This window comes from Methylobacterium sp. J-026 (genome assembly GCF_022829585.1).
Classification (GTDB): Bacteria; Pseudomonadota; Alphaproteobacteria; order Rhizobiales; family Beijerinckiaceae; genus Methylobacterium.
In genome coordinates this window covers 1-26443 of sequence record NZ_JAKSYC010000196.1, presented here as the reverse complement: position 1 = coordinate 26443, position 26443 = coordinate 1, and the positions used below count along the sequence as shown (strand labels likewise).

Annotated in this window: 21 protein-coding genes and 3 pseudogenes; 13 read left to right on the top strand and 11 right to left on the bottom strand. The window is 72.1% G+C overall.

Translation table 11 applies throughout. The features are described 5' to 3' along the window. From MKK69_RS18435 to MKK69_RS18385, 11 genes and pseudogenes are all read left to right on the top strand, one after another. A pseudogene (locus MKK69_RS18435) lies at positions 1 to 391 on the top strand (hypothetical protein); the annotation flags it as partial. Next, complete coding sequence (locus MKK69_RS18430; protein ID WP_243970196.1) at positions 388 to 3624, top strand: ATP-binding protein; 3237 nt, start codon at positions 388 to 390, stop codon at positions 3622 to 3624. The pseudogene MKK69_RS18435 and the gene MKK69_RS18430, both read left to right, overlap by 4 nt. A 400-nt stretch (positions 3625 to 4024) precedes the next feature. Further along, positions 4025 to 4603, top strand: coding sequence for an exopolysaccharide biosynthesis protein (locus tag MKK69_RS18425; RefSeq protein WP_243970194.1), 579 nt, complete (start codon positions 4025 to 4027; stop codon positions 4601 to 4603). Between the two features lie 47 nt (positions 4604 to 4650). Beyond that, positions 4651 to 5115, top strand: a complete 465-nt coding sequence (locus MKK69_RS18420) for a hypothetical protein (protein ID WP_243970192.1) — start codon at positions 4651 to 4653, stop codon at positions 5113 to 5115. A 24-nt stretch (positions 5116 to 5139) separates the two neighbouring features. Further along, the gene (locus MKK69_RS18415) at positions 5140 to 7599 is read left to right on the top strand and encodes a heavy metal translocating P-type ATPase (RefSeq protein ID WP_243970190.1); all 2460 of its coding nucleotides are present in this window, start codon (positions 5140 to 5142) and stop codon (positions 7597 to 7599) included. A gap of 55 nt (positions 7600 to 7654) precedes the next feature. Then, the gene (locus MKK69_RS18410) at positions 7655 to 8533 is read left to right on the top strand and encodes a CorA family divalent cation transporter (protein ID WP_243970188.1); all 879 of its coding nucleotides are present in this window, start codon (positions 7655 to 7657) and stop codon (positions 8531 to 8533) included. Position 8534: 1 nt separating this feature from the next. Beyond that, positions 8535 to 10499, top strand: a complete 1965-nt coding sequence (locus MKK69_RS18405; RefSeq protein WP_243970187.1) for a hypothetical protein — start codon at positions 8535 to 8537, stop codon at positions 10497 to 10499. After that, the gene (locus MKK69_RS18400) at positions 10496 to 10834 is read left to right on the top strand and encodes a hypothetical protein (RefSeq protein ID WP_243970185.1); all 339 of its coding nucleotides are present in this window, start codon (positions 10496 to 10498) and stop codon (positions 10832 to 10834) included. The genes MKK69_RS18405 and MKK69_RS18400 overlap by 4 nt, the downstream gene beginning before the upstream one ends. Positions 10835 to 10954: 120 nt before the next feature. Continuing rightward, on the top strand, positions 10955 to 12043 hold the full coding sequence (locus MKK69_RS18395; protein WP_243970183.1) for an acyltransferase family protein: 1089 nt from the start codon (positions 10955 to 10957) through the stop codon (positions 12041 to 12043). A gap of 54 nt (positions 12044 to 12097) precedes the next feature. Then, positions 12098 to 13195 (top strand): annotated as a pseudogene (locus MKK69_RS31360) (GAF domain-containing protein); the annotation flags it as partial. A 328-nt stretch (positions 13196 to 13523) separates the two neighbouring features. Beyond that, positions 13524 to 14816 (top strand): annotated as a pseudogene (locus MKK69_RS18385) (ATP-binding protein); the annotation flags it as partial. Positions 14817 to 14896: 80 nt separating this feature from the next. Here the strand turns inward: MKK69_RS18385 and MKK69_RS18380 are convergent. Then, a complete protein-coding gene (locus tag MKK69_RS18380; RefSeq protein ID WP_243970181.1) occupies positions 14897 to 15271 on the bottom strand; it encodes a response regulator in 375 nt (124 codons plus the stop codon). Between the two features lie 183 nt (positions 15272 to 15454). On the opposite strand from MKK69_RS18380, the gene MKK69_RS18375 reads away from it, so the two are divergent. Beyond that, positions 15455 to 16432, top strand: coding sequence for a sensor histidine kinase (locus MKK69_RS18375; RefSeq protein ID WP_243970179.1), 978 nt, complete (start codon positions 15455 to 15457; stop codon positions 16430 to 16432). Between the two features lie 383 nt (positions 16433 to 16815). Here the strand turns inward: MKK69_RS18375 and MKK69_RS18370 are convergent, their stop codons facing one another. From MKK69_RS18370 to MKK69_RS18360, 3 genes are all read right to left on the bottom strand, one after another. Then, on the bottom strand, positions 16816 to 17898 hold the full coding sequence (locus MKK69_RS18370; RefSeq protein ID WP_243970177.1) for a catalase family protein: 1083 nt from the start codon (positions 17896 to 17898) through the stop codon (positions 16816 to 16818). An 87-nt stretch (positions 17899 to 17985) separates the two neighbouring features. Further along, on the bottom strand, positions 17986 to 18555 hold the full coding sequence (locus tag MKK69_RS18365) for a type 1 glutamine amidotransferase domain-containing protein (RefSeq protein WP_243970175.1): 570 nt from the start codon (positions 18553 to 18555) through the stop codon (positions 17986 to 17988). A gap of 131 nt (positions 18556 to 18686) precedes the next feature. Further along, positions 18687 to 19091 carry a hypothetical protein gene (locus MKK69_RS18360; protein ID WP_243970173.1) on the bottom strand — a complete coding sequence of 135 codons (405 nt, stop codon included), beginning with the start codon at positions 19089 to 19091 and terminating at the stop codon, positions 18687 to 18689. 379 nt (positions 19092 to 19470) lie between these two features. Here MKK69_RS18360 and MKK69_RS18355 point away from each other — a divergent pair, with 379 nt between their 5' ends. Then, a complete protein-coding gene (locus MKK69_RS18355) occupies positions 19471 to 20547 on the top strand; it encodes a catalase family protein (RefSeq protein ID WP_243970172.1) in 1077 nt (358 codons plus the stop codon). A 58-nt stretch (positions 20548 to 20605) separates the two neighbouring features. Here MKK69_RS18355 and MKK69_RS18350 read toward each other — a convergent pair whose 3' ends face one another. The 7 genes from MKK69_RS18350 to groEL form a co-directional block, all read right to left on the bottom strand. Then, on the bottom strand, positions 20606 to 21889 hold the full coding sequence (locus MKK69_RS18350) for a cation:proton antiporter (RefSeq protein WP_243970170.1): 1284 nt from the start codon (positions 21887 to 21889) through the stop codon (positions 20606 to 20608). A gap of 108 nt (positions 21890 to 21997) precedes the next feature. Next, positions 21998 to 22282 (bottom strand): hypothetical protein, encoded by a 285-nt coding sequence (locus tag MKK69_RS18345; protein ID WP_243970168.1) that lies wholly within the window; start codon positions 22280 to 22282, stop codon positions 21998 to 22000. A gap of 52 nt (positions 22283 to 22334) precedes the next feature. Further along, positions 22335 to 22715, bottom strand: a complete 381-nt coding sequence (locus MKK69_RS18340; RefSeq protein ID WP_243970166.1) for a hypothetical protein — start codon at positions 22713 to 22715, stop codon at positions 22335 to 22337. Between the two features lie 166 nt (positions 22716 to 22881). Beyond that, positions 22882 to 24015 carry a nickel/cobalt efflux transporter gene (locus tag MKK69_RS18335; protein WP_243970164.1) on the bottom strand — a complete coding sequence of 378 codons (1134 nt, stop codon included), beginning with the start codon at positions 24013 to 24015 and terminating at the stop codon, positions 22882 to 22884. A 14-nt stretch (positions 24016 to 24029) separates the two neighbouring features. Beyond that, the gene (locus MKK69_RS18330; protein WP_243970162.1) at positions 24030 to 24308 is read right to left on the bottom strand and encodes a metal/formaldehyde-sensitive transcriptional repressor; all 279 of its coding nucleotides are present in this window, start codon (positions 24306 to 24308) and stop codon (positions 24030 to 24032) included. Positions 24309 to 24524: 216 nt separating this feature from the next. After that, positions 24525 to 25340, bottom strand: a complete 816-nt coding sequence (locus MKK69_RS18325; RefSeq protein ID WP_243970160.1) for a transglutaminase-like domain-containing protein — start codon at positions 25338 to 25340, stop codon at positions 24525 to 24527. 242 nt (positions 25341 to 25582) lie between these two features. Further along, the coding region (groEL, locus tag MKK69_RS18320; protein WP_243970158.1) for a chaperonin GroEL at positions 25583 to 26443 on the bottom strand (861 nt) is incomplete at its 5' end.

Genomic DNA, 26443 nt, shown 5'->3' with positions numbered 1-26443 from the left:
GAAAACACCCAGTCCCAAGAAAACACCCAGTCCCAAGAAAACACCTAGTCCCAAGAAAACACCCAGTCCCAAGAAAACACCCAGTCCCACGAAAGCGCAAAGTCCCAAGAAACCGCCTGGCCCGAAGCAGCTCCGCGCCCGGATCGAGGCGGCCTATCTCGCGCTGACCGGCGGCGAGCGGGCCCGGCCCGTGCGCCTGAGCGCGCTGCGCGCCGAGCTCGCCGACCTCGACCGCGCGACGGTCGATGCAGGTCTCCTGGCGATCTCAAGCGGCGACAGGACCGCACGGCTGAGCCAGTTCAGCGATCCCCGGTCGCTCGATGACGCCGAGCGCGACGCGGCGTTCAGCCCCGCGGGCGAGCCCTTCCACATCCTCCGGATCCAATCATGACCGATGCCCTCGACGCCCTGCGCCGGGTCGATTTCGACTGGGTCCGCACCCTCGACAGCATCTGGGTCGATACCCCACCCACCGGCAGCCCGAACGAGCGGCTCGTCCCGGACCTCATCGCCGGCCTCCAGGCCAAGGCTCGCAAGCCCGCCGACCGGGCGCTGGGCCGCGTCTTCGTGGGCCCGGCCGGGATCGGCAAGACGCACCTGATCGGGCAGATCCGGCAGGAGGCGTGGCGCACGGGGGCGTGGTTCGTACCCCTCGACGTCCTCGGCCTGACGGATTTCTGGCGCAGCGCCGCCCTGAGCTTCGTCACCGCCCTGCTGCAGACGATGCCGGACGGGCGGCGCCAATCGGATGCGGTGCTGGCGGGGGTGGCGCGCCGCTTCGGCGTCGAGACGCAGGTCGAGGCCGCGTTCAACACCCCGAACATCGATGCCCGCCGGATCGTCGACGTCCTGGTCACGGCGCTGATGCGGGTCGATGCCGGCCGAGCGCTCAAGCACCTCGACGTGTTCCGGGCGCTGTGCCTGCTGCGCTCGCAGGATTTCGGCGTGGTCGGCCTCGCCCATGCCTGGCTGCAGGGCTACGACGCGGATCCTACGGAGCGGGCCGCCCTGGGTTTCAAGACGCCGCCGCCGGCCCCGGTCGAGCTCGTGCGCGGCATGTGCTGGATCATGGCGCTCAGCGGGCCGACGATCGTCGCGGTCGACCAGATCGACGGGATCATCGAGAGCAGCCGGCTCGCCGCCCAGGATGGGCTCGACGCGGAGGCCGGCCTCGCCGAGGTGCTGGCCGCGGGCCTGCTCGAGGTCAATGTCGTCTGCGACCGCAGCATGACGGTGGTGACCTGCCTGGAGGAATCCTGGGAGCGCCTCAGCGCACGCAGCCTCACGCCGATGCCGGACCGTTTCGCGGAGCCGATGGGTCTGCTGGGCATGAACGAGCGGGCCGCCGCCGCCGCGCTGGTAGCCGGCCGGCTGGCCCCGGCCTACGCGGAGGCCGGGTTCAAGGCCAAGTCCCCGACTTGGCCGTTCGGCGAGCCCGCCATCGCGGCGGCGGCGGCGGCCAACATGATGCCCCGGACCCTGCTGATGCGCTGCGACGCCTTCCGCCGCCGCTGCCTCGCGGAGGGGGCGGTCACCGAGTGCGACGACCTCGTCGTGACAGCGGGCACCAAGGTGGACGACAAGCCCCCCACCGAATTCGACCTCGCCGCCGCCCGCGACGCGGCCGACATCGCCGGCATCCGCGGCGACGAGGACGCTTGGCTCGGCCAGCTGCTGCGCGACGTCTTCGATCTCTACGCCCTGGAGGACGAGCCCGACGACACCCTCGACGTCGCCAGCAAGGGCGAGCCCGACCAGAGGATCCCGCCGCTCCACGGACGGCTGATCTTCATCCACCACGATGAGAACGACCGCGAGCGGCACGTCTGCTACCGGGCGCTCCAGCACCAGAACGCCATCGCGTTCCAGGCGCGCCTGCGGGCGGCGCTAACGGCCTCCGGCATCTCGGCCCGGATCCCCGACCGGGACCTGCTGCTGGTCCGCCGCGGGCCGATGCCGGGCGGGGCCAAGACGAAGCAGCTCATCGAGGCGTTCACGGCGGCCGGGGGCCGGGCGATCGACCCCTCGGACGCGGATCTGCGGGTCTTCGTCGGCCTGCGCGACCTGCACGCCTGGGCCCAGGCGGAGGGCGTCTCCGACCGGTTCGAGCGCTGGATCCGCGCCGAGCAGCCGCTGGTGAAGACCGCCTTCTTCCAGGCGGCGGGCCTCGACCACGCGGGCGGCGGCGGGACGGGCGCGGCCGCGCCGGACGCACGATCGGATGCCGAAGGACCGGGGGACCGCCCCGCCGCCGCCAAGGCCGCTCCGGAGACCACCCCCAGAACCGCGCCGAAAGCCGGGTCCGGGCCGACCGCCGCGGACAAGCCCGGCTCGCCGCCGGCGCAGGTGGAGGTGGAGGTGGAGGAGCCGGCGCCCGCGACCGCCCCGGACGCGATCCCGGTCGGCCATCGGCTCACCCCCGAGGCGCCCGCCGTCAGCCTGCCGCTGCGCCTGCTGCCCCGCCACACGGCGATCATCGCGGGTTCGGGCTCCGGCAAGACCGTGCTCCTGCGCCGCCTCGTGGAGGAGGCCGCCCTGGCGGGGATCCCCGCCATCGTGATCGATCCCAACAACGACCTCTCGCGGCTCGGCGACCCCTGGCCGGAGCGGCCGAAGGGGTTTTCCCCGGAGGACGAGCGCAAGGCGGCCCTCTATGCCGGGCGGGTCGAGGTCGTGGTCTGGACGCCGGGGGTGCATGCCGGCAACCCGCTGTTCCTCTCCGTCCTGCCCGACTTCGCCGAGTTGGGCGCGGACCGGGACGAGCGCCAGCAGGCCATCGAGATGGCGGCCGAGACCCTCGGGCCGCTGGCCGGCGCCAAGACCAATCTCCTGCGCGGCGTGCTCGCGGGGGCGCTCAAGCACTTTTCGGAGCGCGGCGGCAAACTCGGCGATCTCATCGCCCTGCTGGCCGATTTGCCGGACGGGATCAGCGACATCGGCAACGCCGCCAAGCACGCGGCCGGCATGGCGGACCAGCTCCGCGCGGCGATCGCCACGAACCCGCTGCTCAAGGTCGAGGGCACGGTGCTCGATCCGCGCCACCTGTTCTTCGGCCCCGACCCGGCGCGCACCCGCATCTCGGTGATCAACCTGTCGGGGCTGGCCTCGGAGGCGGCCCGGGAGGATTTCGTGAACCGGCTCCAGATGACGCTGTTCGGCTGGATCAAGAAGAACCCGTCGCCCCGCGGCATGCTCTACGTGGTCGACGAGGCGCAGACCTTCCTGCCCGCCCAGCGGGCGTCGCCGAGCCTCGGCAGCGGCATCAAGCTCGTCGCGCAGGGCCGCAAGTACGGGCTCGGGATGATCGTGGCGACGCAGGTGCCCCGCGGCATCCACAACCAGGTCGTCTCCAACTGCACCACCCAGTTCTTCGGCCGGCAGAGCGCGCCGGCCACCATCGCGGCCGCCCAGGAGATCCTCGCGGCCAATGGCGGCACCGCCGCCGATATCGGCAAGCTCGGGGCCGGGGAGTTCTACTTCGCCACCGAGGGGTCGGGGCGTCCGGCCCGGCTGCGCACGCCGCTCTGCCTGTCCTACCACCCGGCCAACCCGCCGACGCCCGAGGAGGTGGTGCGTCAGGCCCGGCTTTCGGCCGGGGCGGCCCCCCGGACCCGGGACGCCTGACCGCCCCGGCGGCCGTTCTCGGGATGATGCTCCAGGGCACGCGCCGCCGCAGGGACAACCGGCCCGGCCATCACCACTCACCGGCCTCGGCCTGTCCAGATCTGGACAGGCCCGGGGTGCACGCCGCGAAGGTTCCGCACCGGTCCGGATAGAGGATCGTCGGCGCCGCGGCCTGTAATACGGATGTCATGGTTCTCCCTTGAAGCTGATCCCATCCCGCAGATCAGAATCCTGCGCCCGTCCGGAGGAAGCAGCCCATGACGTTCGAGTGGCTGAAAGTCTATCCCTCGGCCCCGCAGATCTCGTCATGACCGCCGCACTCGCTCTTCCAGGTCTCGGCTCAGGTATCGCGCGCGCTCATGCGCCGCGCGACGCGGTTGACGCCAGCGATCTCACACGCTTGTTCGCGGCCGTCCTGCGCCGGGGCGATGCGGAGACGATCACCGTCCGGGAGTTGCTCGGCGGATCGGAGACCAGCGCCTTCGGCATCCCCCTCGCCGCCCTGGCGGTGCCCGAGATCATACCGGTCCCGGTTCCGGGCGTGTCCCTCGTCATCGCCATCCCGACCGCGATGATCGGCGCGCAGATGGTCACGGCCCGGGACCGCGTCTGGCTGCCGCCCGCGTTGCTGGACAAGCGGATCCCGGCCAAGCCGCTCAAGCGGGCGGTGCGGGCGATGCTGCCGCTGCTGCGCCGGATCGACGGCGTCACGCGGCCCCGCGGCGCGGTCTTCCACGGCAAGGGCGGCCAGCGGGTCGTGGGCGTCGCCGTCATCATCCTGGCGCTGCTGATCGCGCTGCCGATCCCGGGGACGAACGCGCCCCTCGCCCTCACCATCTTCATCCTGGCGATCGGCCTGATCCGCCGGGACGGCCTGCTGATCGCGGCCGGCCTCCTGCTCACGGCCGCCTCCGCGGCCCTGATGGCCGGTGCCGCGCTCGCGCTCACCGAATGGCTCTTCGGAGCCCTGCTGGCCTGAGCCAACCCCGTTCGCTTCCTCGTCATCCCCGCAAGGACAACCGCGTCATGAGTTCTTCCACAGCCACCGCCCAGGATCCGTTCGCAATCCTCGGCGAGACGCTCGAGACCGCCGCCGGCGCCCTCGACGTGCCGACCGCCCATGCGCGGGAATCGGCCCATCGGGCCGCGGCCACGACCAAGCGGGTCGTCGGCTCGGGGGTGTACTCCCTCAGCTACGCGCTGGCTTACGGCAGCGTCTTCGCGGCGACCTACGTGCACGACCTGCTGCCGGACGGCAGCGCGGTCCGGCGCGGCCTCTCGGACGGCAGCCACGATGCCCTCTCGGCCCGCTCCCGCCGCATCCTGCTGAAGGAGGAGGCGGCCGCGTCGGTTCCGCCGACGGACCTGCACGGGTCGCCCGACCCGCACGCGGCCGAGTCCCACGGCGCCCCCCTCCGCAACGGCCATGTCGACGGCGACACCCGCACCCGGATCGACGCCCTGGCGGGCCAGTTCGACGGCGAGCGCTAGAATCCGCCGCCACGGTCCGGCACCATGTCCTCCATCGGCTCCGACGCCTTCGCCACCCCCCGATCGGCGCGATTCTCGGTCCGGATCCCGGGGCCGGACCGCTTCGTGGTGGGCGGCCCCGAATGGTTCGCCTCGCCCGACCGCACGGCCGATTTCCTGCGGGTGACGCTGGCCTCGCCCGCCGTCCGGTCGGTCACGATCGACCGCAAGCTCCGCGAGGCCGAGATCAGCCACGTGGCCGGCGCCCGGGACGCGGTGGTGGCGACCTATCGCACCCGGCCGACGGACCCCCTCGATCTCGATGTCGACCTCGACGATCCGGAGGCCGGCAGCCATCGCCGCCGGTCGTTCTTCCGCTACGGCCGTCTGATCAGCGACTGGATCCGCCAGGAGGAGCGGCCGGGGCTGCTCCGGCTCCGGCATCCCGGCCTGCGCGGCCGCCCCCCCGTCTGGGACGCCGTGGCCGAGGGCCTCGAAGGTCTGCTCGGCATCCTCGCCTTCCGGGTGGACGGGATCGGCGGAAGCCTCACGGTCCGATTCGACCCGGCCCTGATCCATCCCCAGCAGATCGTCCACGGGCTGCATCGGGCGGTCCGGGACCGGGCCGGCGACGCCGTCGGCCCGGTCCTGCAGCGGCTCGACCTGCCGGTCGCCACCGCGTCCCTGGTGCTCTCGGGCGTGGCGACCTTCGCGGCGCCGGCCCTTCTGCCGGCCGGCACCGCGCTGATGCTCGCCACGGCCCTGCCCAGCTATCGCCAGGCCGCGCGGGTCCTCGTCCGAGAGCGGCGGCTGGCCGTCGACGTGCTCGACAGCATCATCTTCACCACCTGCCTGTTCACCGGCGAGATCTTCGCCGGCGCGATGACCGCCTTCTTCCTCAGCGTCGGGCGCACGCTGCTGCGCAGGACCCAGGCGCAATCGGCGCGGCTCCTCGTCGACGCCTTCGGCCGCCAGCCGAGCATCGTGCGCCTGGAACGTGCGGACGGCTCCACCGCCGAGGTGCCGGTCGAGGAGATCCGGGCCGGGGACGTGATCGTCGTCAACACCGGCGAGGCGGTCCCGGTGGACGGGACGGTTCAATCGGGGGAGGGCATGCTGGACCAGCAGGCCCTCACCGGCGAGGCGGCCCCGGTCGAGCGCGGCGCCGACGACCCGGTGCTGGCCGCGACCCTGCTGGTCGCCGGCCAGATCCGCGTGCGGGTCGAGCGGGCCGGCCGGGACACCACCGCGGGCAAGATCGCCGACATCCTGCGCGAGACCGTCGCGCACAAGCTGGAACTCCAGTCCCGGGGCGAGGCGCTGGCCGATTCGATCGTGGTGCCGGCGCTCGGCGTCTCGGCGCTGGCCGGCGGCCTGATCGGGTCGAGCGCCGCGCTGGCGGTCATCAACTCGGATCTCGGCACCGGCATCCGCATGGCGGCGCCGCTCGCCGTCGTGACCTCCCTGTCGGCCTGCATCCGCTCCGGCATCCTGGTGAAGCAGGGCCGCGCCCTGGAGACGCTGCCCAAGATCGACACCGTGGTGTTCGACAAGACCGGCACGCTGACCCGCTCGGTGCCCGAGGTCGGGGAGGTGGTGGCCTGCGGCGCGCACGCGCCCGACGCGATGCTGCGGCTGGCCGCGGCGGCCGAGCAGAACTTCTCCCACCCGATCGCCCGGGCGATCGTCGATCACTACCACGCGCAGGGCGGGGGCCCCCTGCCGGTGCTCGACGCCTCGCAATACGCCCTCGGCTTCGGGCTCACCGTGACCATCGAGGGCAGGCGGGTGCGGCTCGGCAGCCGCCGGTTCATGGATCGGGAGGGCCTCGCCTTCCCGGATTCCTTCGACGGCGCCATGGCCCCGCGGCGCGAGGCCGGCCACACGCTGATCTACATGGGCGTGGACGACGCGCCGGCCGGCCTGGTCGACCTGCGCCCGTCGCAGCGGCCCGAGGCGGCCGACGCCGTGCAGAGCCTGCGCGCCGGGGGCATCCGGGAGCTGATCATCCTGTCGGGCGACCACGACCGGCCGACCCGCCAGCTCGCCGGCCAGCTCGGGATGGACCGCTACTTCGCAGAGGTCCTGCCGGAGGACAAGGCGGCGGTGATCGCGGGGCTGCAGCGGGAGGGGCGCCGCGTCTGCTTCGTCGGCGACGGCATCAACGACGCCCTGGCGCTCCGCCAGGCGGATGTCTCGGTCTCGCTGAGCGGCGCCGCCGGCATCGCCACCGACACGGCGCAGGTGGTGTTCCTGGAGGGCAACCTGCGGCGGATGGGCGAACTGTTCGATATCGCCCGGGAGTTGCACACCAATGTCGGCCAGAGCTGGACCCTGATCCGCAGCGCCAACGGCATCTGCGTGGCCGGCGTATTCCTGGCCGGCTTCAACATCTGGCACTCGGTGTTCTTCAACAACGTCTCCGCCCTCGGCGCCCTCGGCAACGCCCTGCGCCCGCTCCAGCGCCGGGCGGGGACGGCGGGCGTCATCAACCTCCTCCGATGACCGCCCGGCGCCGTCCGCGCGCATCCCGAACGCCCCCACAGAGGACCGACGCGCCGTGATCCTGACCTTCGTCCGCGGCGAGACCTGCCTGCATCCCCTCGACCGCTTCCCCGCGGAGGAGCGGCGCGCGCGGCTCGCCCAGTCCCTCTGGGTCGACCTCCTGGCCGCCACGCCCGAGGAATGCGCGCTGGTCTCCGCGACCCTCGGCGTCGAGCTGTTCAGCCCGGACGAGCTCCACGAGATCGAGGAATCGAGCCGCATCTTCGTGGAGGGGGACGCGCTCAACCTGATCTGCTGGCTGCCGTCCTTCGAGGCCGACGTGCCGGTCAATCTCCCGGTCGGCCTGATCGCCGACCGCCAGCGCCTGATCAGCATGCGGCAGGGCGAGTTCCAGGCCTTCCGCACCTATGCCGAGCCGCGCCGGCGCAGCGGCCTGCCGCGGGTCGACACGGCGGCCGACATGCTGGTGGACCTCCTCGACACCCTCGTCGGGCAGCTCGCCAGCACGCTGCGCATGGTCGAGCAGGACCTCAACGCCCTGACGACGGAGATCTTCGCCGACGGCGAAGCCCCCCGCGGCGGCATTCGCCGGGCGGGCGGCCTGCGCCGCAGAACGAGCTTCCGCGACCTGAAGGCGATCGTGCAGCGGCTCGGACGGCGCAACGCCCTGGTGGCCAACCTGCGCGAATCCGCCGTCACGGTGGCGACGATCATCCCGTTCATCGTCACCAACGAGCGGCACTTTGCGGGCCCGGAAACGGTGGCCCAGCTCAAGCTGATCGGCAAGGACGTCGCGTCGCTGCGCGACTACAACGGGCAGCTCTCGGCGGAGATCTCCTTCCTGCTCGACTCGACCATGGGCCTCATCACCATCGACGAGAACCAGAGCATGAAGTTCCTCGGCGTCGCCGCCCTCGTCGTGGCCTTCGTCTGAGATGGCGACCGCGATCCTGCAGACCGGTCCCGCGCCGGCCAATCGCTCACCAGAAAGTCCCTCGCCGACCCGGCGCGCCCTCTCGGCGGTCCCGCCGCTCGCGGTCAAGGTCGTCGGGACCCGGGTCATCCTGACAGGGCCGGTCGCCGGGCAGCTCGGCCGCGAGCCGGACCTGTCCGCGTTCCTGCACCGCTGCCTGCGGCTCGACCGGCTGGAGCGGCTTCATTTCGATCTCGCGGCGGCGCGGATCGAGCTGCGGTTCGGGGCGCCGGTCGCGGCCGGGGCGGGGCTGCGCGCCATCGCCCGGGTGATGCGGGACACGGGCCCCCGGGAGAATCTGCGCAGCTCCGCCTTCACCCGGCAGGTCGCCGAGCGCGTCTGGCAGGAACCCGTCACCGTATGGCGCTCGGGCCGCCTGCTCTCGACCTGGCGCCTGCAGCCCCGCGGCGGCGACCGGGTCCGGCTGTCGCATCACGCCCTGCGCGACCGGGCGGCGCTGGCGATCGTCGCGGCCGTCCTGGCCCGGTGCGAGGGGGTGGTCGCGGTCGAGGGCCGCTCGGCCCGGGGCGGGTTCCTCGACCTCCGCTGCGACCCGAGCGACCCGCACGGTCTCCTGCGGCTGGTCTCGGAGGCCGAGTCGATCGAGGCGATCCTGCGCCGGCGCGCGGTGGCGCCCTTCACCAATCCGGAGGGCGGGGCCGTCCTGCTCAACGCCAACCTCGCCCTCGCGCTCGGCGCGGCGGCCTTCCCGCCGCTCCTGCCGGCGAGCGCGGCGGCCCTGGCGGTCGCCTCGTGGCCGACGGCGCGGCAGGCATGGCGGCAGCTGCGGCAGCGCCGGGCGGACGTGACGACGGTGCTGACGCTCCTGTCGGCCCTGGCGCTGGTCAACGGCGACCACCTGCCCGCCGCGCTCATGCTGTGGCTGTTCCGGACCTGGGATCTGGTGACCCGCGCGGCCCTGCGCCGGGCCGAGATACGGCTGTTCGAGCGCCTCGCCGCCGCGGCCGGCGACGACCGGCCTGCCCTGCGCGGCGCGGCCGGGGCCGCAATCGCGATCTTCGCGACGGAGCCGCGCTCCCGGGCGGCCACGGCCTTCGCCGATGCGAGCACGCCGCTGATGCTCTGCGTCGGCGCCTCGGCCCTGTTCTCGGGCGGCACGGCGCTCGCGCAGGCCGTGCTGCGGCCGGACTTCTTCAGCACGGTGCTCGTGCAACGGCGCATCGCCGCCGCCGAGATCGCCCTGCGCCTCGCCGAGCAGGGGATCGTCGTGCGCGATTTCCGGGCGCTGCTGGCGATCCGCGAGGCCGACGAGATCCTGCTCGACGACAGCGTCGCCTGGGACCCGGCGGGCCTGCCGCCGGGCGCGTTCGGCGGCCGGATGGCCGAACTCGGCCTGCGCGAGACCGTGCTGTTCCGGCCGGGGCACGCGGACGAGGCCCACGACCTCGCGGCCCGGCTCGGGGCGACGCGCCACTTCGTCCGCAGCGCGGTGCACAGTCCCGCCAGCTATCTCGCCCAGCAGCGCTTCCTCGGGCACCGGATCATCCACGTCCACGCGGTGCACGGGGCGGATCCGCATGCCCGCTCCGACGTGCCGGTGGCCGTGGGGCCGGCCTTCCTCACCGGCGACGGGGCGGTGCCGATCGGCCTGTCGGCGCCGGATCTCGGGCGCCTGTGCGCGATCGTCGCGCTGGTGCGCTCGACCCAGGGCGAGGAGGCCGCGGTGAAGAAGATCACGATCGCCGTCAACACGGTGCTGATCGGCGCCTGCGTCTATGCCGGCCTGTCGGCGCTCGGCGTCGTGGTGGCCGGCACCGCCGTGACCGCCGGCCTCTGGATCGGCCTCGAAGGGCGCCTCGGCCGGACCGCCGGGCGGCGTCCGGAGCCGTCTCCGGGTCCGGGCGGTGACGCGGGCGCCGAGCTGGCCGCCGCGTCGGCGCGGAGCGCTCTGGAGGCGGCGGCGTGAGCCGGGAGCTGCTGTTCCGGATGCCGGTCGCCTGGCCGCCGGACTGCGACCGGCGCGCGCTCATCGACGCGCGGCTCGACACGCACCTGGCCCACTGGAACGAGCGCCTGTCGCGCTGGTTCGTCCCCGGCCGTCCCGAGGCCGTGTGGCTGTCGGACCGGGTCCTCCAGGTGCGGGCGGCCGCGGTGACCCTCTGGGCGGTGCTCACCGACGGCGAGGTGACGGTGTTCTGGGACGCGCCGCCGGCCGTCCGGCTCCTCGTCAGCCCGGGCCGGCGCGCGGCGATGATCCACGCGTTCCGGGCCGATCTGAGCGCGGCGGCGGCCCGGGCGTAAGGCTGTCAGGGCCCTGAAGCGTGGCCGCAGATCCGGCACCGGTGTGGCCGCCGCGCCCTTGCATTCGCGCCGTGTTTGCCGGCCCCTGACCCCGTCAGAGGGATCGCGGAGCGGGCAGGGGTGGCGGAGGCGGCGGGCGGCCGGGGCGACCGGGCGAACAATTTCGGGTCGCTGCGCCTGCTGTTCGCGGTCCTGGTGATCCTCGCCCACGCCCCCGAACTGGTGGACGGGGACCGGTCGCGCGAGCTGCTCACGCGGGTCTTCGGCACCCTGTCCCTCGGGGAGGTGGCGGTCGACGGCTTCTTCCTGGTGAGCGGCTATCTGATCACCGCGAGCTACCGCGCCAAGCGCTCGTTCCCGGACTACCTGATGCGGCGGGTGCTGCGGATCTACCCGGCCTTCGTGGTCGCGTCGCTCCTCTGCATCGCCGTCGTCGCCCCCCTGGCCGGCGGCGACCTCGCGGCCGCCTCGCCGCCGGAGACCCTCGTCCGGCTGGCGCTGCTGCTCATGCCGATGGTCCCGGGCGCCTTCGCGACGCTGCCCTACCCGCTGCTCGACGGCTCCATGTGGACCATCCCCTGCGAGTTCGGCTGCTACCTGCTGCTCGGCCTCGTCGGCACCGCCCGCGCCCTGCGGCGGCGGGGCCGCTACCTCGCCCTGCTGGCGGGACTCGGCGGCCTCCTGGTCCTGCGGCGCGTCTTTCTGCCCATCGGCCAGCCGGGCGACGGGCTCGGCGCCCTGTCGGAGATGATCCGCCTCACCTTCGTGTTCGCCTGCGGCGGCGGCTTCCAGCTCTTCGCCGACCGGATCGCCTATACCGGCCGGGGCGCGGCGCTCGCCGCCCTGCTGCTCCTGCCGCTGATGTTCAGCCCGCCGCTGGCCGAGCCGGCCTTCGCGATCCTCGGCGGCTACCTGATCTTCTGGTTCGCCTTCGCGGTGCGCCCCAACGCCCTCAGCCGCGCCACCGCGCAGGTCGACCCCTCCTACGGGCTCTACCTCTACGCCTGGCCGATCCAGAACCTGCTGGTCGCCCGGGTTCCCGGAATCTCCCCCTGGACGGAGGCGGCCCTGGCCCTCGCGGCCGCCATCCCCCTCGGTCTCCTGAGCTGGTACCTGGTCGAGCGGCCGGCGCTCCGATACCGGCCGGGCGGCGCGGCCGGCCTTGGCCCGGGCGAAGCGCTGGCCGCCAAGCCCGCCCTCGGCCCGTAGGGACCGCCGCCCTCGGCCCGAGAGGGCCGCGGCCCTCGGAGCCGATGGGGATCGATGTCGCGGCAACCAGGACGGGGCCACCGGGTTGTCGAGGGTCCCGGCTATCTGCATCGCGTCGGAACGCGGCCTCGCGAAGGCGAGTGCATCAGCCCCGTCAGCGAGCCGCCCATGACCGACCCGATCACACTGCCACCCGCGGTCGCGGATGCCCGCCGCCTCGATGCGCTGCGGGACTACGACATCCTCGACACGCCCCCGGAGGAGGGGTTCGACGACATCGTCGAGCTGGCGCGGATGACCTGTGCGGCCCCGGTCGCCCTCGTCAGCCTGGTCGCGGGCGACCGGCAATGGTTCAAGGCGCGGGCCGGCTTCGCGCCGTGCGAGACATCCCTCGACAAGTCCGTCTGCGCGCATGTCCTGGGCGCCCCCGATCTGCTGGTGATCCCCGACCTCACCCAGGACCCCCGCACGCGGGAGAATCCCCTCGTGACCGGCGCGCCGCACCTGCGCTTCTATGCCGGCGCGCCGTTGCAGGAGCGGGGCGGCCAGCGTCTTGGCAGCCTCTGCGTGATCGACCTCGTCCCCCGTCCGGGGGGCCTCGACGACCGGCAGGCCGGAGCCCTGCGGGCGCTGGCCAAGCAGGTCATGTCCCAGATGGACCTGCGCCGCGGGACCGCCGACCGGGAGCGCATCCTGGCGGGCCAGACCGCGCTGATCGCGCAGCAGAACGCCCTGATCGCCGCACAGGCTGCGGTCACGCGGGCGGATGGGAACCGGGACGCCATCCTCGACGCCCTCGTCGGCGGCGTCATGGATGCCATCCCCCAGGCCGAGGGCGGCGTCATCGAATTGCGCGACGGCGACGCGCTCGCCTACCGCGCCGCGCGCGGCACGCTGGCGGCCCATGCCGGCCTGCGGGTCCCCATCGACGGCAGCCTCGCGGGCCATTGCCTGACGACCGGCAAGCCGGTGCTCTGCCCCGACGTGGTCCTCGACCCCCGGGTCAAGCGCGAACTCCTGGCGCAGCTCGGCCTGCGTTCCGCCATCTGCGTCCCGATCCTGCGGGGCCACGCGACCATCGGCGTCCTGAAGCTGCAGTCGAGCCATACGGACGCGTTCTCGGGCCGCGACCTCCGCATCGCGACCCTGTTCGCCGGGGCGATCCCGGCGGGCCTGGCCGAGGCCGGCGAGGCGGAGGCGCGCCGCGGGATCCGCGCCAGCGAGGCGACCCTGCGCACCGTGATGGAGACGCTGCCCGTCGGCGTCCTCATCGCCGAGGCCCCCAGCGGCCGCATCGTCGGGCACAACGCCCGGGTCGAGGCCATCCTTGGGCAGGCGATGCCCCCCGGGGCGTTCGACGGCGCCTCCACCGACTGGGTCGGGCTGCACGCGGACGGGCGCCCGGTCGCGCCCGCGGAGTGGCCGCTCGTGCGCGTGGCGCGGGACGGCGCGGCGGCCGCCGAGCTCGAGGTCGAATTATCGCCGGGGGGACGGCACCCGCGCCTGGGTGGGGTTCTCCGGCGTCCCGATGCGCGACGACGAGGGCCGCGTCGTCGGAGCCGTCGTGGTGGTCACGGATATCGACGAACGCAAGCGCGCCGAGCTGCAGCTCGCGGCCGCCAAGCACGCCGCGGAGGAAGCCAACCGGGCCAAGAGCGAGTTCCTCGCCAACATGAGCCACGAGCTGCGCACCCCGCTCTCGGCGGTGATCGGGTATTCCGAGATGCTGCAGGAGGAGATGGAGGATCTCGGCCACGAGAACCTCCTGCCCGACATGCGCAAGATCGAGGCGAACGCCCGCCATCTCCTCGGGCTGATCAACGCCGTCCTCGACCTCTCGAAGATCGAGGCCGAGCGGATGGAGACCTATGTCGAGGATTTCTCGGTCGAATCCGTCGTGCGCGACGTCGCCTCGACCGTCGAGGCGCTGGTCGCCAAGAAGGGCAACGTCCTCAGCCTCGACCTCGGCGCGGACCTGGGCGAGGCGCGCACCGACGTGACCAAGCTCCGGCAATGCCTGATCAACCTCCTCGGCAACGCCGCCAAATTCACCGAGGCGGGGCAGATCACGCTGTCGGTCGGGCGTGACGCGGGGGAGGGGGGCGACTGGCTGACGTTCCGCGTGGCCGATACCGGCATCGGCATGAGTTCCGAGCAGCAGGAGCGGCTGTTCGAGCGGTTCACCCAGGCCGATGCCTCGACAACGCGCAAGTTCGGCGGCACCGGGCTCGGCCTTTCCATCACCCGCGCCTTCGTCGGCATGCTGGGCGGCGCGATCTCCGTGGCGAGCGACGAGGGACGCGGGACCACCTTCACGGTGTCGATGCCCGCGCGCATCGCCGGCACCGCGGCCGGCGATGCGGCCCCGACCCTGCCCGATACGGAGGGCCGGCCTTCCGAGGCCGATGGCCCCGGACAGGGCCTCGTCCTCGTCGTGGACGACGACCCGGCGACGCGGGAGCTGGTCGCCCGCTTCCTGGAGCGCGACGGGTTCCGGGTGGCGGTGGCGGCCGACGGCCGGGAGGGCATGGAGAAGACCCGGGCCCTGAAGCCGCGGGTGGTCCTGCTCGACGTGACCATGCCGCAGATGGACGGGTGGTCGGTGCTGCGGGCGCTCCGGGGCGATGCCGAGCTCGGCAGCACGCCCGTGGTCATCGTGACGGTTCTGAACGAGCGGAACCTCGCCTTCTCCCTCGGCGCCACCGATTACCTCCAGAAGCCGCTGGACTGGGATGAACTCCACGAGGTGATGGAGCGCTTCCGCCCGCCGGCCCATGCGGAATCACCGCCCATGCCGGCCGAGGAGGCCACCAGCCAGGGGTGATCCGGTCGTCCGGCGACGAGTGCCGTCCGTCAATCCGCCCTGTGGATGGCCCTGACGACCTGGGCCTGATTGTAGGGCTTCGGCACGAATTGGCCGTGGTCGGGCACGTCCCGGTCGGCGAAGCGATGCCGCCCGGAGGTCAGCACCAGGCGGATGTCGGGCCAGGCCTGGTGGACGCGCTCGGACAGGGTCATCCCGCACATCGAGCCCGGCATGTCGACATCGGTGAACAGCACGCCGATGTCCGACCGCTCGTGCAGGATGAACCACGCCTCGTCCGCATGGCGCGCCTCGATCACCGCGAAGCCGGCATCCTCGAGCAACGCGACGGCATTCATCCGCACGAGATCATCGTCTTCCACGACGAGGATGATGGATGCTTCAGGGGCGCGCTTCAGCGACATGGCCGGTCAACAGGCAAGGCCGCCATCGGTTGCACGGCCACGACGGCGATTGCGCATGTGTCGCGTCGGCATCCGTCCGTGACGGCGCGCATGCCGCGGCATGGAGCAAACGGACCGGCGCCGGGTTTCCAGTCCCGTCGGTTGAAACCGGCCCTCCTGCCTCCCAGACCGAACAGAACGCACATGGTTGACGATCCTGCCTTGACTGGTGACGCGTGGACCCTCGCCAGCTTCACCGGCGCGATCCACCGGGGTGGGGTCGGCCTCTGGGCCTGGTCCCCGGAGCGTCGCCTGGCGCAACTCGACGGCCTGTGCCGGACGTTCTGGGGGACCGCCGAATCTATCGTGGGCATCGACACCTTGTTCGCGCAGGTGAACCCGGAGGACCGGGACGCGATGATGCTGGACTGGGCGGCGAGCGCCACCGAGCCGCGTGCCTACGCGTTCGACTTCCGCATCGGCGCGGGGGCGGACGCCCGCTGGATCTCCGCCCGCGGTGTGGGCGGTGACGAGGGCCGGGTCGGGGAGTGGGTGCAGGCCATCTTCCTCGACATCACCGATCGCAGGCGCGCCGAGGAGGCCGAGCGGCTGCTGACCGCGGAACTGGCCCACCGCGTCTCGAACATGTTCACGGTCGCCAGGGCGCTGACCGCCATGGTCGCCCGGGAAGCCAAATCGGCCCCGAGCTTCGCCGAGGACCTCTCCCGGCGGTTCGGGGTCCTGCACGAGGCGACGACCCTGGCGACGCGCCGGCACGGGTCGGACCACGGCAACGTCAAATTGCAGCAGCTCGCGCAGCGCATCCTGTCGCCGTACCGCCAGGGTGCCAACGTCACCATCGACATCGAGGAGGCCGCCGCTGTTGGCCCCGACCAGGTCAACGACTACGCCATGATCCTCCACGAACTTGCCACCAACTCGGCCAAGTACGGGGCGCTGTCCGGGGGCGGCCTGCTCACGGTGGCGGGACGCGTCGCGGATCGGACGTTGACCTTCACCTGGGACGAGGGCGCGGCCGCGCCCACGAATGTCGAGACCGAAGGCACCGGATTCGGCTCGCGCCTGCTCAAGCAGACCATCGAGCGCAGCCTCGGAGGCCGCTTCCGCCGGACCATCGACGCGGATGGCCTGCACTTCGAGATGGTCGTCCCGACCCGATAGCGGTGTGCCCCCTCCGGTCGAAGCCGACGGGGGCATGGACGGCACGGCCCGGAGCGGCGCGGCTCTTGACCTGAACGGAGAGCATGGCCTCGGTCAGGCCATGGCGGTCTCGTTCTCGTCCGCGGGCATACTCTCAGGTGAGGGGTCCTACCGGGTCGCAGAACCCGTTTGCCCGCGCGGGTGCAGTCGCGTCACGGTTTCGACGGACGGGTTTCCCGATCTTCGCCCTCATCCTGAGGGGCCGGAGCGCAGGGGAGGCCGCGAAGGAGCCCTCCCTCGCCGCCCGCTCCGCGGTCGCCTCAGGATGCAGGCGAGGACCGGACGGTCTTAAATCGAACAGGCCCTGAGATCCGTTCCCCGTCGCAACGCGATCGGGGACGGCTCTAGGCGGGGATGCGGTCGATGCTGGCCGTATCCTCCTCCGCGACACCGTTCTCGCGGTGACGGAACGCGCTGAGGGCCTGGTAGACCTGAAGCCGCGCGCGCATCACGGACCCGAGGGGCCGGTGCGCCGCGAGGCTATGGGCCGGGCGGAAGGTCATGACCTCGTCGAAGTAGCGCACCCGGTCCGGCGCGTAGGCATCCTGCCGCGGCAGGCGCAGGGTCGCGACCGTGCGATACGGGCTGACCGCGACGGGCCAGTCGACCGAGGCGTCCTCGATGGGTTGGCGCTCGGCATCGGCCCAGAGCTGGGCCTTCAGCTCGAACACCACCGCCTGCTCCCGGAAGAACGCCACCGTGGCGTGACGGAAGCCGTCCGCGTCCTGATCGGGATCGAGCCGCCATTCGGACAGGGCGCGCTGGCTGTCGGTCGCCGGCAGGGCACCGAGCTTGGCCACGTAGTCGCCGTAGCGGATCGGCGCCTGGCTGAAGTAGCTGTCGGCCAGGGGGTGGCTGTAGGGGTGGCCGAAGAAGTCGGCGAAGGCGCTGTCCGTCCCGAAGGCGTGCAGCGTCCGGTTGAGGGTGCGCAGGGTCGAGGCCACCGCGCTCTTGACCCCCTCCGGCAGACCGGTCGCCTTGCCGATCACAGTGCCGTCGCGCAGGAAGCCGGCGGCCGTGCCCGAGGGAAAGGTGGTCCCGGTGGCGAGGACGAAGTCCTGGGTGTCGGCGGCGTGGCCGGGCAGCTTCTCGCCGGGCACGTCGAACACTTTGATCGCCATGCCGCGGTGGGTCGAGACGCGGTCGCCGAGCGTCTCGCCCGGACCCTGCGCGAAGCGGACCGCGACCGGGTGCACGCCCGGCCTGGCGAACAGGCCCTGGGCCAGTTCGGGCGGCAGGCCGGGGGCGATCGTGAGCTCGCCGGTGACGCAGGCCGAACTCTTGGCGTGGCTGGCGCGCACCGCATGGTGCTCCCGGGCCTCGACCGTCTCGGATTGCCGCGTCATGCCCTGGATGATGCCGTCGATGGTCGCCTGCTCGTCCGGGGCGGGCGTCTCGATGTCGGGGGCGTATCGCAGGTAGGTCATTCTCAGCCTCGCTGGGTGAGAGGGCGGGGACGTGTCCCGCCCCCTTGGATCGATGGCCGGTTCACCCGGAGGCCGTTCCGGGCCGCGTCAGGCGCTGCGGGCCTGGGCGGGATGGCGGCCCTCGGCGAATTCCTCGACGATCTTCGCGCAGAAGGCCGGCAGGTCCTTCGGGTTGCGGCTCGTGACGAGGCCCTGGTCGACGACGACCTCCGCGTCGACCCAGGTGCCGCCCGCGTTGCGGATGTCGGTCTTCACGGTCGGGAAGGAGGTCAGCGTGCGCCCCTTCACCACCTCGGCCTCGATCAGCGTCCAAGGCCCGTGACAGATGACGCCCACCGGTTTGCCCTGGGCGAAGAAGTCTCGAATGAAGGCGATGGCGGCCGCGCTGCCCCGGAGCTTGTCGGCGCCGACGCTGCCGCCGGGGATGACGAGCCCCTGGAAGTCCGACGCCGAAACGGCCTCGACCGTCCGGTCGACCGGGTAGCGCCCGGCGGGGTCGAGGTCGTTGTTGACCGTCTCCGCCTCGCCGGCCTCCAGGCCGACGACCGTCACGGTCGCCCCGGCCTGCACCAGCGCGTCGCGCGGCTTCGTGAATTCAGGCTCTTCGGTCCCGCGCGGCGCGATGAGGATGGCGATCTTCCGGCCCTGCAATGTCATGGCGTATGTCCCGTGTTGATCGGTCGATTCGGACTGGTCGGGAGGGCGCTCGCTCACGCCGAAGCGGCGAGGCCCCTGGTTTCGCGTCATCTTTTTTCCGAAAGCCGGAACCCGCCTGTCGGGGTGATGCTCTAGCGGGTGAAGGCGGCCCAGGTTTTCCCGCCCCGGCTCCGTGCGGCCAGCGACGCGGCCGCCGGCTCCCGCGCCGACGGCATCATCGCGGCGGCGGTGGATACCAGGCCGGCCATGGCCCGGAGATCCTCCGGCTGCCGCGGGTCACGCGCGAGCGCCGCGGCCTCGCGCTGGAGGCGAAGGTTGCAGCCTTTCGATGCGAGGCCGCCATCAGGGGTGCACGCGTCGTGGCGGGCGCAGGCCGCGTCGAGGGCATCCACCGGGGCGGCGGGCGCGTTGTTGCCCGGGCCACAATAATTGCCGTGTATCAGGGCCGCCCGCGGGTGCTCCCCCGCGGTCTGTGCGCCGGCCGGCCCTGCAAGGACGAAGGCGAGCGGCAACGCTGAAGCGAACCGATAGACCATTTTGGGCTTGCCCTCGGATGTCTAGCCACCCTGTGCTTGTGCACGCGGGGCTTGCACTGCGATTTCGGCGGGAGAAGCCTGGCCAACACCCTCCGGTTCCAGGCTGGTCGCAATGTCGCAACCGCCAACGCTTGCGAGACCCGGCCGGGCGTCCCGGAGGCAGGCCACCCGCATGGGGTCGCCGGGGCCCGTCGAATCTCCGCAATCACGGCGGCGCGAGGCATGTTCATCAGGTCCAAATAAAAAATACACGGCGCATCGACTGCTGTTTTGAAGATCGCCGGCATCGGACATCTTACCTGTTGCTGACCGATGGCCGGGAACGGGGCGCGGCGCGCGTCGTTCATCCCGGAACCACACCGATCCGGAGCCCCCGATCTTGCAAGCGCCCGTCCGCTACACCCCCCAGGTCGAACAGGTCGGACCCGACGAAGACGCGACGATCGACGCGTTGAACGCGACGTTCGACGGGATCCTGCAGACCGTCGCCGATCATTCCGGCCATGCCGTCAGATCCGTGCATGCCAAGGCGCACGGCATCCTCGAAGGCGTGCTGACGATCGACGCGGACCTGCCCCCCGAACTTGCCCAGGGGCTGTTCGCCACGCCCGGCACCCACAAGGTCTACATGCGCATGTCGACCAATGCTGGGGATATCCTGCCCGACGCCGTCTCGCTTCCCCGCGGCCTCGCCCTGAAGGTGCTCGACGTGGCGGGCGAGCGCCTGCCGGGCGCCGAGGGCACGACCCAGAACTTCATCATGGTCAACGGCACGGTGTTCCAGGCGCCGAACGCCGCGAAGTTCCTCGGCAGCCTGAAGCTGCTCGCCGGCACCACCGACCGGGTCGAGGGCCTGAAGGTCGCCGCCTCCACGGTGCTGCGCGGGGTGAACAAGGCGCTCCATGCCGTCGGCATCGACAGCCCGACCGTCGGCGCGCTCGGCGGGGCCCCGAACGTCGACCCGCTGGGCGAGACCTATTACAGCGTCACGCCGTTCCGGTACGGCGACCACATCGCCAAGTTCTCGGTCGCCCCCGTCGCGCCGGCCCTGACCGCGCTGACCGGCACCGAGATCGACGCCTCCGGCCGCCCGAATGCGATCCGCGAAACGGTGCGGTCCGAGATGGCTGGCATCGCGGGCACCTGGGAGTTCCGCGTCCAGCTCTGCCGCGACCTCGAACGCCAGCCGGTGGAGGATCCGACCGTCGAATGGAAGCAGGACGAGGCGCCGTTCCAGCGGGTCGGGCTCATCCGGGTCGAGCCGCAGGACAGCTGGGACCCCAGCCGCGTCCAGGCGGTCGACGAGGAGATGCGCTTCAGCGTCTGGACCGGGCTCGCCGCGCACCGGCCGCTCGGCAACATCAACCGCGCCCGCAACGCCCCCTACCAGCACTCGGCCGCGTTCCGCCAGCGCTTCAACGGCTGCCCGATCCACGAGCCTGGCGCCGGGCGCTGAGGGCGTCGCAGTCCCGGACCGTGCCGACCCGCGGGATGCCCCGCGGTCCGGCCGGCGTTCACGCCGGCGGCGGCGCGAGGGTCAGGTCGAGCTGGGCGCTGGCGGTGTCGCGTCCCATCCTCCGGTCGAGGGCGCGCAGCACCGGCGTGACGGTGACGCCGTGCATCAGGATGGAGATCAGCACCGTGAGGCCGGCCGTGGCCCAGAGCAGATCCGTCTGCTCGAACGCGGCATGCCCGAACGCGTAGGACAGGTAATAGACCGTCCCGAGCCCCCGGATGCCGAAGAAGCTCACGACCGCGCGGTCCCCGAGGGAGCGCCCGCTGCCGAGGAGGCCGATCCAGCCGCTCAGGGGCCGGACCAGCAGGAGTGCCACCAGGGCGAACGCGGCCGCCGGCCAGGTCAGGGCGTGCAGCAACCCGCCGCCGACGAGCACCGCGCCGAACCCGACGAGCAGCACCATCATCAGCAGGCGTTCGAGCTCCTCGGCATAGTCGTGCATCTTGCGATGGTAGTCGTGACCCCGGCTCGAGGCGCGCAGGGCGAGTGCGGCCGCGAACACACCCACGAAGCCGTAGCCGTCGACGGCCTGGACGCAGCCATAGGCGATGCAGGTCACGCCCAGGGCGACGAACCCGTCCCCGGTCCGGGACAGCTTCGACAGGTTCGGCAGATGGAAGGTCAGCCAGCCCAGCGCCCGGCCGATCACCGCCCCGAGCATCGCGCCGACGGCGATCTTCCAGAGGACGTCGACGGCCAACCAGTGCGACCAGGACAGGCCGGCGAGGCCGCCGCCCCCGGCCAGCGCGAGGGCGAGGTTCACGAACGGGAAGGCGAGCCCGTCGTTGAGGCCGGCCTCGGAGGTCAGGGCGAAGCGCGGCTCGTCCTCGTGATCCTCGTCGGGATGGCCGACCTGGACGTCCGAGGCGAGCACCGGGTCGGTGGGGGCGAGCGAGGCGGCCAGCAGCAGCGCGGCGGCGGTGCCCAGCCCCAGGAGGGCCGTGCCCAGGGCCGTCAGGGCCAGGATGGTCAGCGGCATGCCGATGCCGAGCATGCGCCACGTGACCGCCCAGCGCCGCCAGCCGATCATGCGGTCGATCTTCAGGCCAGCCCCCATCAGCGAGATGACGACGACCGCCTCGGTGGCGTGCTCGATGAGCGCCAGGTGCAGGCCGGGATGGGGCGTGAGGTCGTATACCGTCGGGACGGTGGACAGGGCCGCGCCGAGGCCGACGCAGCAGATCGGCAGCGACAGGGGCAGCGCCCGGAGCACCATCGGCAGCCACGCGGTCAGCAGCACCAGCACACCGAACCCGGCGACGACGAGGACGTAGGGTTCCATGAAGGGGCAAAGACCTCCGGGCGCGCACGGTTTCCCGGAACGGCGCGCCCGCGACAAAAGCGGCGTCCGATGCCGTCGACGGGGCGGGTGTCCGCGCGGGACCTGGGGCTACGAGCGGGCTTCGAGCGAGGCCACCGAATCGCCGTTCCAGACGATGCCGAACCCGGCCTCCGCCACGGCCTCCGTGACGACCGCCTTCCAGTCCGTGAGCGGACGGTCCTCCGCCCGGGCGAAGACGCGCTCGCAGATCCGGCCGACGCTGCCGACCGAGGCGGCGCCGCGCTCGGCCCAGTGCCGGTTCAGGGGGATCAGGGCGGCGTCGTAGAGCCGCGCCCGGGCGTCCATGGCGAGGAGATCCAGGCGCATGTCCTCGATCTCGGCGGGTCCGATCATCTCCAGGAGTCCTTCTGCTGGTGGCGGCGGGTCGATGCCCCTGAACGCGCGCCTACGGCAGGGCGCCGATCATGCCCTTGGCCTCGGTCATCGTGTTCTCGCAGGCGCGCTTGTCGCCCCGCCGGTCCTCCTCGCCCGCCCGCAGGATCAGGGTCCGCGCGATGACGACGTGGTCGGCCGTCGAGACGGTGTCGGGGTCGCTGGGCGCGTCGAGGCGCGCCGCGGTCACCCCGCGCGGCGAGCCCGTCCGCAGGGTGTGCCCCGCCTGCAAGCCGGCGACCTGGACGGCGCCGGCGCTGTCGAGGCGGCGCGCGATGGTCCCGATCTGCTCGGCGCAGGAGGACGCTACGGCCGGAAGCGGCAGGGTCGCGAGGGTCAGGGCGGTGAGGCTGAGCACGAGGCGCATCGGGGTACTCTCGGAGAGCGGCCGCATCGCGGCGTCCCTCGACGAGGGGATGACCCGATGCCGTCCCTCACGCGGCGATGCGAGGGTAGCAGCCATCCAACGGCCCGGGACGCGTTATGTTGCATCGCAATAAAACGGCCCGGCGGCGCCCTCGGGATTCACCGACGGTCAAATCCGAGCGGGGCCGACGGGATCACCCCTGCAGCCGACCGACCGTGCCGGCATGGTCGACCGGACCGTGCTGGAGACCCCGCCAGCCGAGCCAGCCGGTGTATAGCCCGACCAGGACGATCAGCGCCGCCGAGGCGTAGGGGGCCTGCCGGGCGAAGCGGCCGAGCCCGGGCCAGCGGCCGCCGATGTGCCGGACGCTCAGCGCCGCGATCACGCCGGCCGACACCATGGTGATCGCCAGCCCGATGCTGAAGCACACGACCAGCGCGAAGCCCAGGCTGAGCTGCTTCAGCTGGATGCAGAGCAGGAGGACCGTGATCGCGGCCGGGCACGGGATCAGGCCGCCGGTCAGGCCGAACAGCACGATCTGACCCGTGGTCACTGGGCGTCCGGAGAACCGCCGCCGGATATCCTCGGCATGGGCGCGGGCATGGGCATCGTCCGCCGCGCCCAGGTCCATCGGATCAGGGTCGTGGTCATGATCATGGTCGTGCTCCGCGAACGCGACCGCGTGGATCTCCGGGCCGGCCGATCCGACCAGCTTCAGCCGCGCCGTGAAGGCATGCGGCTCCGGGATCGCCTCCGTGCTCTCCAGAAACGCGCCCGCACGCGCGAAGGCGAAGGCCGTGCGGTCGCCGTCCGGTCGGACGGTCTCGAGGGTGACGTGCTGCGGCGGGGGCAGCACGCCCTTGATCCGGCTTAGGCGCCACCGGGGCGGCACGCCGTCCTCGAACACCTCCAACCTGAACACGCCGTCACGGGCGGTGACGCGCGTCGCGTCGTCGGCGTGGGGGTGGTGATGCGCGTCGGACTGCGCCCGCCACGTCCGCCAGAGCATCCAGAGCGCGATGCCGATGATCAGGACGGCCGAGGCGAGCTGGAAGTACGGCTCGCCGGTGTCGCCGCCCCATTCCTGGCCGAGATATTGGCCGCCCAGCGCGATCACCCACACCACCGCCGTGTGCGAGAGGGTCGCGGCCAGCCCCAGCAGCACCGCCTGCAGGACCGTGCCCCGCACCGCGATGATGAACGCCGCCATCATCGTCTTGGCGTGGCCGGGTTCGAGCCCGTGCAGGGCGCCCAGCAGGATCGCGGTCGGCACGAACAGCCAGGCGTGCGCGGTCCCCTGCCGGAGCAGGTCGGTCAACGGCGTCATGGGGCAGGCCCCCGTTATTTGAGGTAGGTGCGGACCACCTCGATCAACTCGGCCGCACCGCGGGCGCGCTCCGCATCGGTCTCGGTGGCGGGGTTCACGACGTGATGGCGGATATGGTCCTCCATCAGCTCGGCGGTCAGGCCGTTGATGGCCCCACGCATCGAGGCGACGAGCATCAGCACGTCCGTGCAGCCGAGTTCGGCCTCCAGGGCGCGCTCGACCGCCTCCGCTTGGCCTTTGATCCGGCGCACGCGGGCGAGCAGCTTCGTCTTGTCCTTGAGCGTGTGTCCCATCGGCCGTCCTTCGAACCCCGATATAGGGGGGTACCCTATCCGTGTCGAGTCCGAGTCCCGCGCGATGACGCACGGGATCCCGGACCGCCCCCCGTGGAAGCGGGCCGGCGGCCCCGTTCGGAGTGCCTCACGAAACGCCCGGTGCGCACCCCGGCGACGGCACGGCGTGGTCCCGCGGGCGGGGCCCGGCGCGACCGGCTTCGACCCGACGCCCGGTCAGGCCGGGATCGGGGCCTCCTCCGTCGTCACGTGAAACCCGACGAGTTCGTTGGGCCCGAAGGTCAGCGTGAGCGGGACATCGGCGGCGTCGCGCCCATAGGCGATGAGGATCCGGCCGATCCGCGAGCTGTTGTTCCGCGGATCGAAGGTGTGCCAACGGCCCCCGAGATAGACCTCCATCCAGGCCGCGAAATCGCCGGGCGCGTGCGGCAGCGGCAGGCCGATATCGCTGACATAGCCGTTGCAGTAGCGGGTCGGGATGTTGAGGCAGCGGCAGAAGGCGATCGCCAGATGGGCGTAATCCCGGCAGACGCCCCGCTGCTCCTCGAAGACCTCGAAGGCCGTCCGGGTCGCCCGCGCATGCGCGTACCCGAAGGTGATCCGATCGTGGACATAGTCGCAGATCGCCTGCACGCGGCTCCAGCCGGGCGGGAGATGCCCGAACAGGTCCCAGGCGATGGACGAGAGGCGATCGGTCTCGCAGTAGCGGCTGCCGAGGAGGAACAGGATGCTGTCGGAGGGCAATTTCTCGATCGCGATCTCCGGCGCGTCGGGCTCCAGCTGATCGCCGCTGCCGTGGTCCCGCACGATCGTGTCGGTCTTGAGCGTGAAGCGCCCCGCCGGGGCGACCATCCGGTTGCACCAGTTCCCGAAGCTGTCGCGATAGCCCTCCAGGGGAACCGCCGGGCTGGTGATCAGGTGATCGGGCTGTTCGAGATCGGAGAAGCGCGAGGCGTGAACGTTGAGCGTCGCGATGACGGGGGTGGGCTGCGAAAACGCATACGCCATCTCGCAGCCGACTTTTATGCGCATGAGCTCTGTCCTCCCGGGCGACCGTGAGATCGGCACCGGTCCCGCCGGCACGGCGAGCTTGGGCGCGCATCACGGCGATGACCCATGCAAATCCGGGGCAAACCGCCGGCGGTTGGACAACCGCGCGCGGTCACGACCCCGCAGCACGGCGCAGGGGCGTCTCCGGCCCGATCCACTGCGAGGCGCCCCCCGACACGCCCGCAGGGCGGGCGGCCGGAGAGCGCCGGTCGGTTTTCGGCAGGTCAGAAATCCATGCCGCCCATTCCCCCCATGCCGCCGCCGGCGGGCATGGCGGGCGCCTCCTTGCGCGGCGCTTCGGCGATCATCGCCTCGGTGGTCACCAGCAGGCCGGCCACGGAGGCCGCACCCTGAAGGGCGGCCCGCACGACCTTGGCCGGGTCGACGATGCCGGCCTGGAGCATGTCGACATACTCCTCGGTCTGGGCGTTGAAGCCGTAGGTCTCCGAGGCATTGGCCAGGATCCGGCCGACCACGATCGAGCCCTCGACGCCCGAATTCTGGGCGATCTGACGGATCGGGGCCTCCAGGGCCTTCAGCACGATCTTGATGCCGGCCTGGACGTCGGGGTTTTCGTTCGAGAGCCCCTGAATGGCCGCCTTGGCGCGCAGCAGCGCCGTGCCGCCGCCGGGGACGATGCCCTCCTCGACCGCCGCGCGGGTGGCATGCAGCGCGTCGTCGACGCGGTCCTTCTTCTCCTTGACCTCGATCTCGGTCGAACCGCCGACGCGGATCACCGCGACGCCGCCCGCGAGCTTGGCCAAACGCTCCTGCAGCTTCTCCCGGTCGTAGTCCGAGGTGGTCTCCTCGATCTGCGCCTTGATCTGGCTGATGCGGCCCTCGATGTCGGACTTCTCGCCGACGCCGTCGATGATCGTGGTGTTCTCCTTCTCGATCCGCACCCGCTTGGCGCGGCCGAGCATCGGGAGCGTCACGTTCTCGAGCTTGATCCCGAGATCCTCGGCGATCATCTGGCCCTTGGTCAGGATCGCGATGTCCTCGAGCATCGCCTTGCGGCGGTCACCGAAGCCCGGCGCCTTGACGGCCGCGACCTTGAGGCCGCCGCGCAGCTTGTTGACCACGAG

Bases quoted from the DNA above. Each gene is read 5' to 3' on its own strand.
- MKK69_RS18430 (WP_243970196.1), top strand. From the start codon at position 388: ATGACCGATGCCCTCGACGCCCTGCGCCGGGTCGATTTCGACTGGGTC.
- MKK69_RS18330 (WP_243970162.1), bottom strand. From the start codon at position 24,308: ATGGGACACACGCTCAAGGACAAGACGAAGCTGCTCGCCCGCGTGCGC.
- MKK69_RS18360 (WP_243970173.1), bottom strand. From the start codon at position 19,091: ATGGTCTATCGGTTCGCTTCAGCGTTGCCGCTCGCCTTCGTCCTTGCA.
- MKK69_RS18405 (WP_243970187.1), top strand. From the start codon at position 8,535: ATGGCGACCGCGATCCTGCAGACCGGTCCCGCGCCGGCCAATCGCTCA.
- MKK69_RS18365 (WP_243970175.1), bottom strand. From the start codon at position 18,555: ATGACATTGCAGGGCCGGAAGATCGCCATCCTCATCGCGCCGCGCGGG.
- MKK69_RS18325 (WP_243970160.1), bottom strand. From the start codon at position 25,340: ATGCGCATAAAAGTCGGCTGCGAGATGGCGTATGCGTTTTCGCAGCCC.
- MKK69_RS18420 (WP_243970192.1), top strand. From the start codon at position 4,651: ATGAGTTCTTCCACAGCCACCGCCCAGGATCCGTTCGCAATCCTCGGC.
- MKK69_RS18375 (WP_243970179.1), top strand. From the start codon at position 15,455: ATGGTTGACGATCCTGCCTTGACTGGTGACGCGTGGACCCTCGCCAGC.
- MKK69_RS18340 (WP_243970166.1), bottom strand. From the start codon at position 22,715: ATGCGGCCGCTCTCCGAGAGTACCCCGATGCGCCTCGTGCTCAGCCTC.
- MKK69_RS18380 (WP_243970181.1), bottom strand. From the start codon at position 15,271: ATGTCGCTGAAGCGCGCCCCTGAAGCATCCATCATCCTCGTCGTGGAA.
- MKK69_RS18370 (WP_243970177.1), bottom strand. From the start codon at position 17,898: ATGACCTACCTGCGATACGCCCCCGACATCGAGACGCCCGCCCCGGAC.
- MKK69_RS18335 (WP_243970164.1), bottom strand. From the start codon at position 24,015: ATGACGCCGTTGACCGACCTGCTCCGGCAGGGGACCGCGCACGCCTGG.
- MKK69_RS18415 (WP_243970190.1), top strand. From the start codon at position 5,140: ATGTCCTCCATCGGCTCCGACGCCTTCGCCACCCCCCGATCGGCGCGA.
- MKK69_RS18345 (WP_243970168.1), bottom strand. From the start codon at position 22,282: ATGATCGGACCCGCCGAGATCGAGGACATGCGCCTGGATCTCCTCGCC.
- MKK69_RS18350 (WP_243970170.1), bottom strand. From the start codon at position 21,889: ATGGAACCCTACGTCCTCGTCGTCGCCGGGTTCGGTGTGCTGGTGCTG.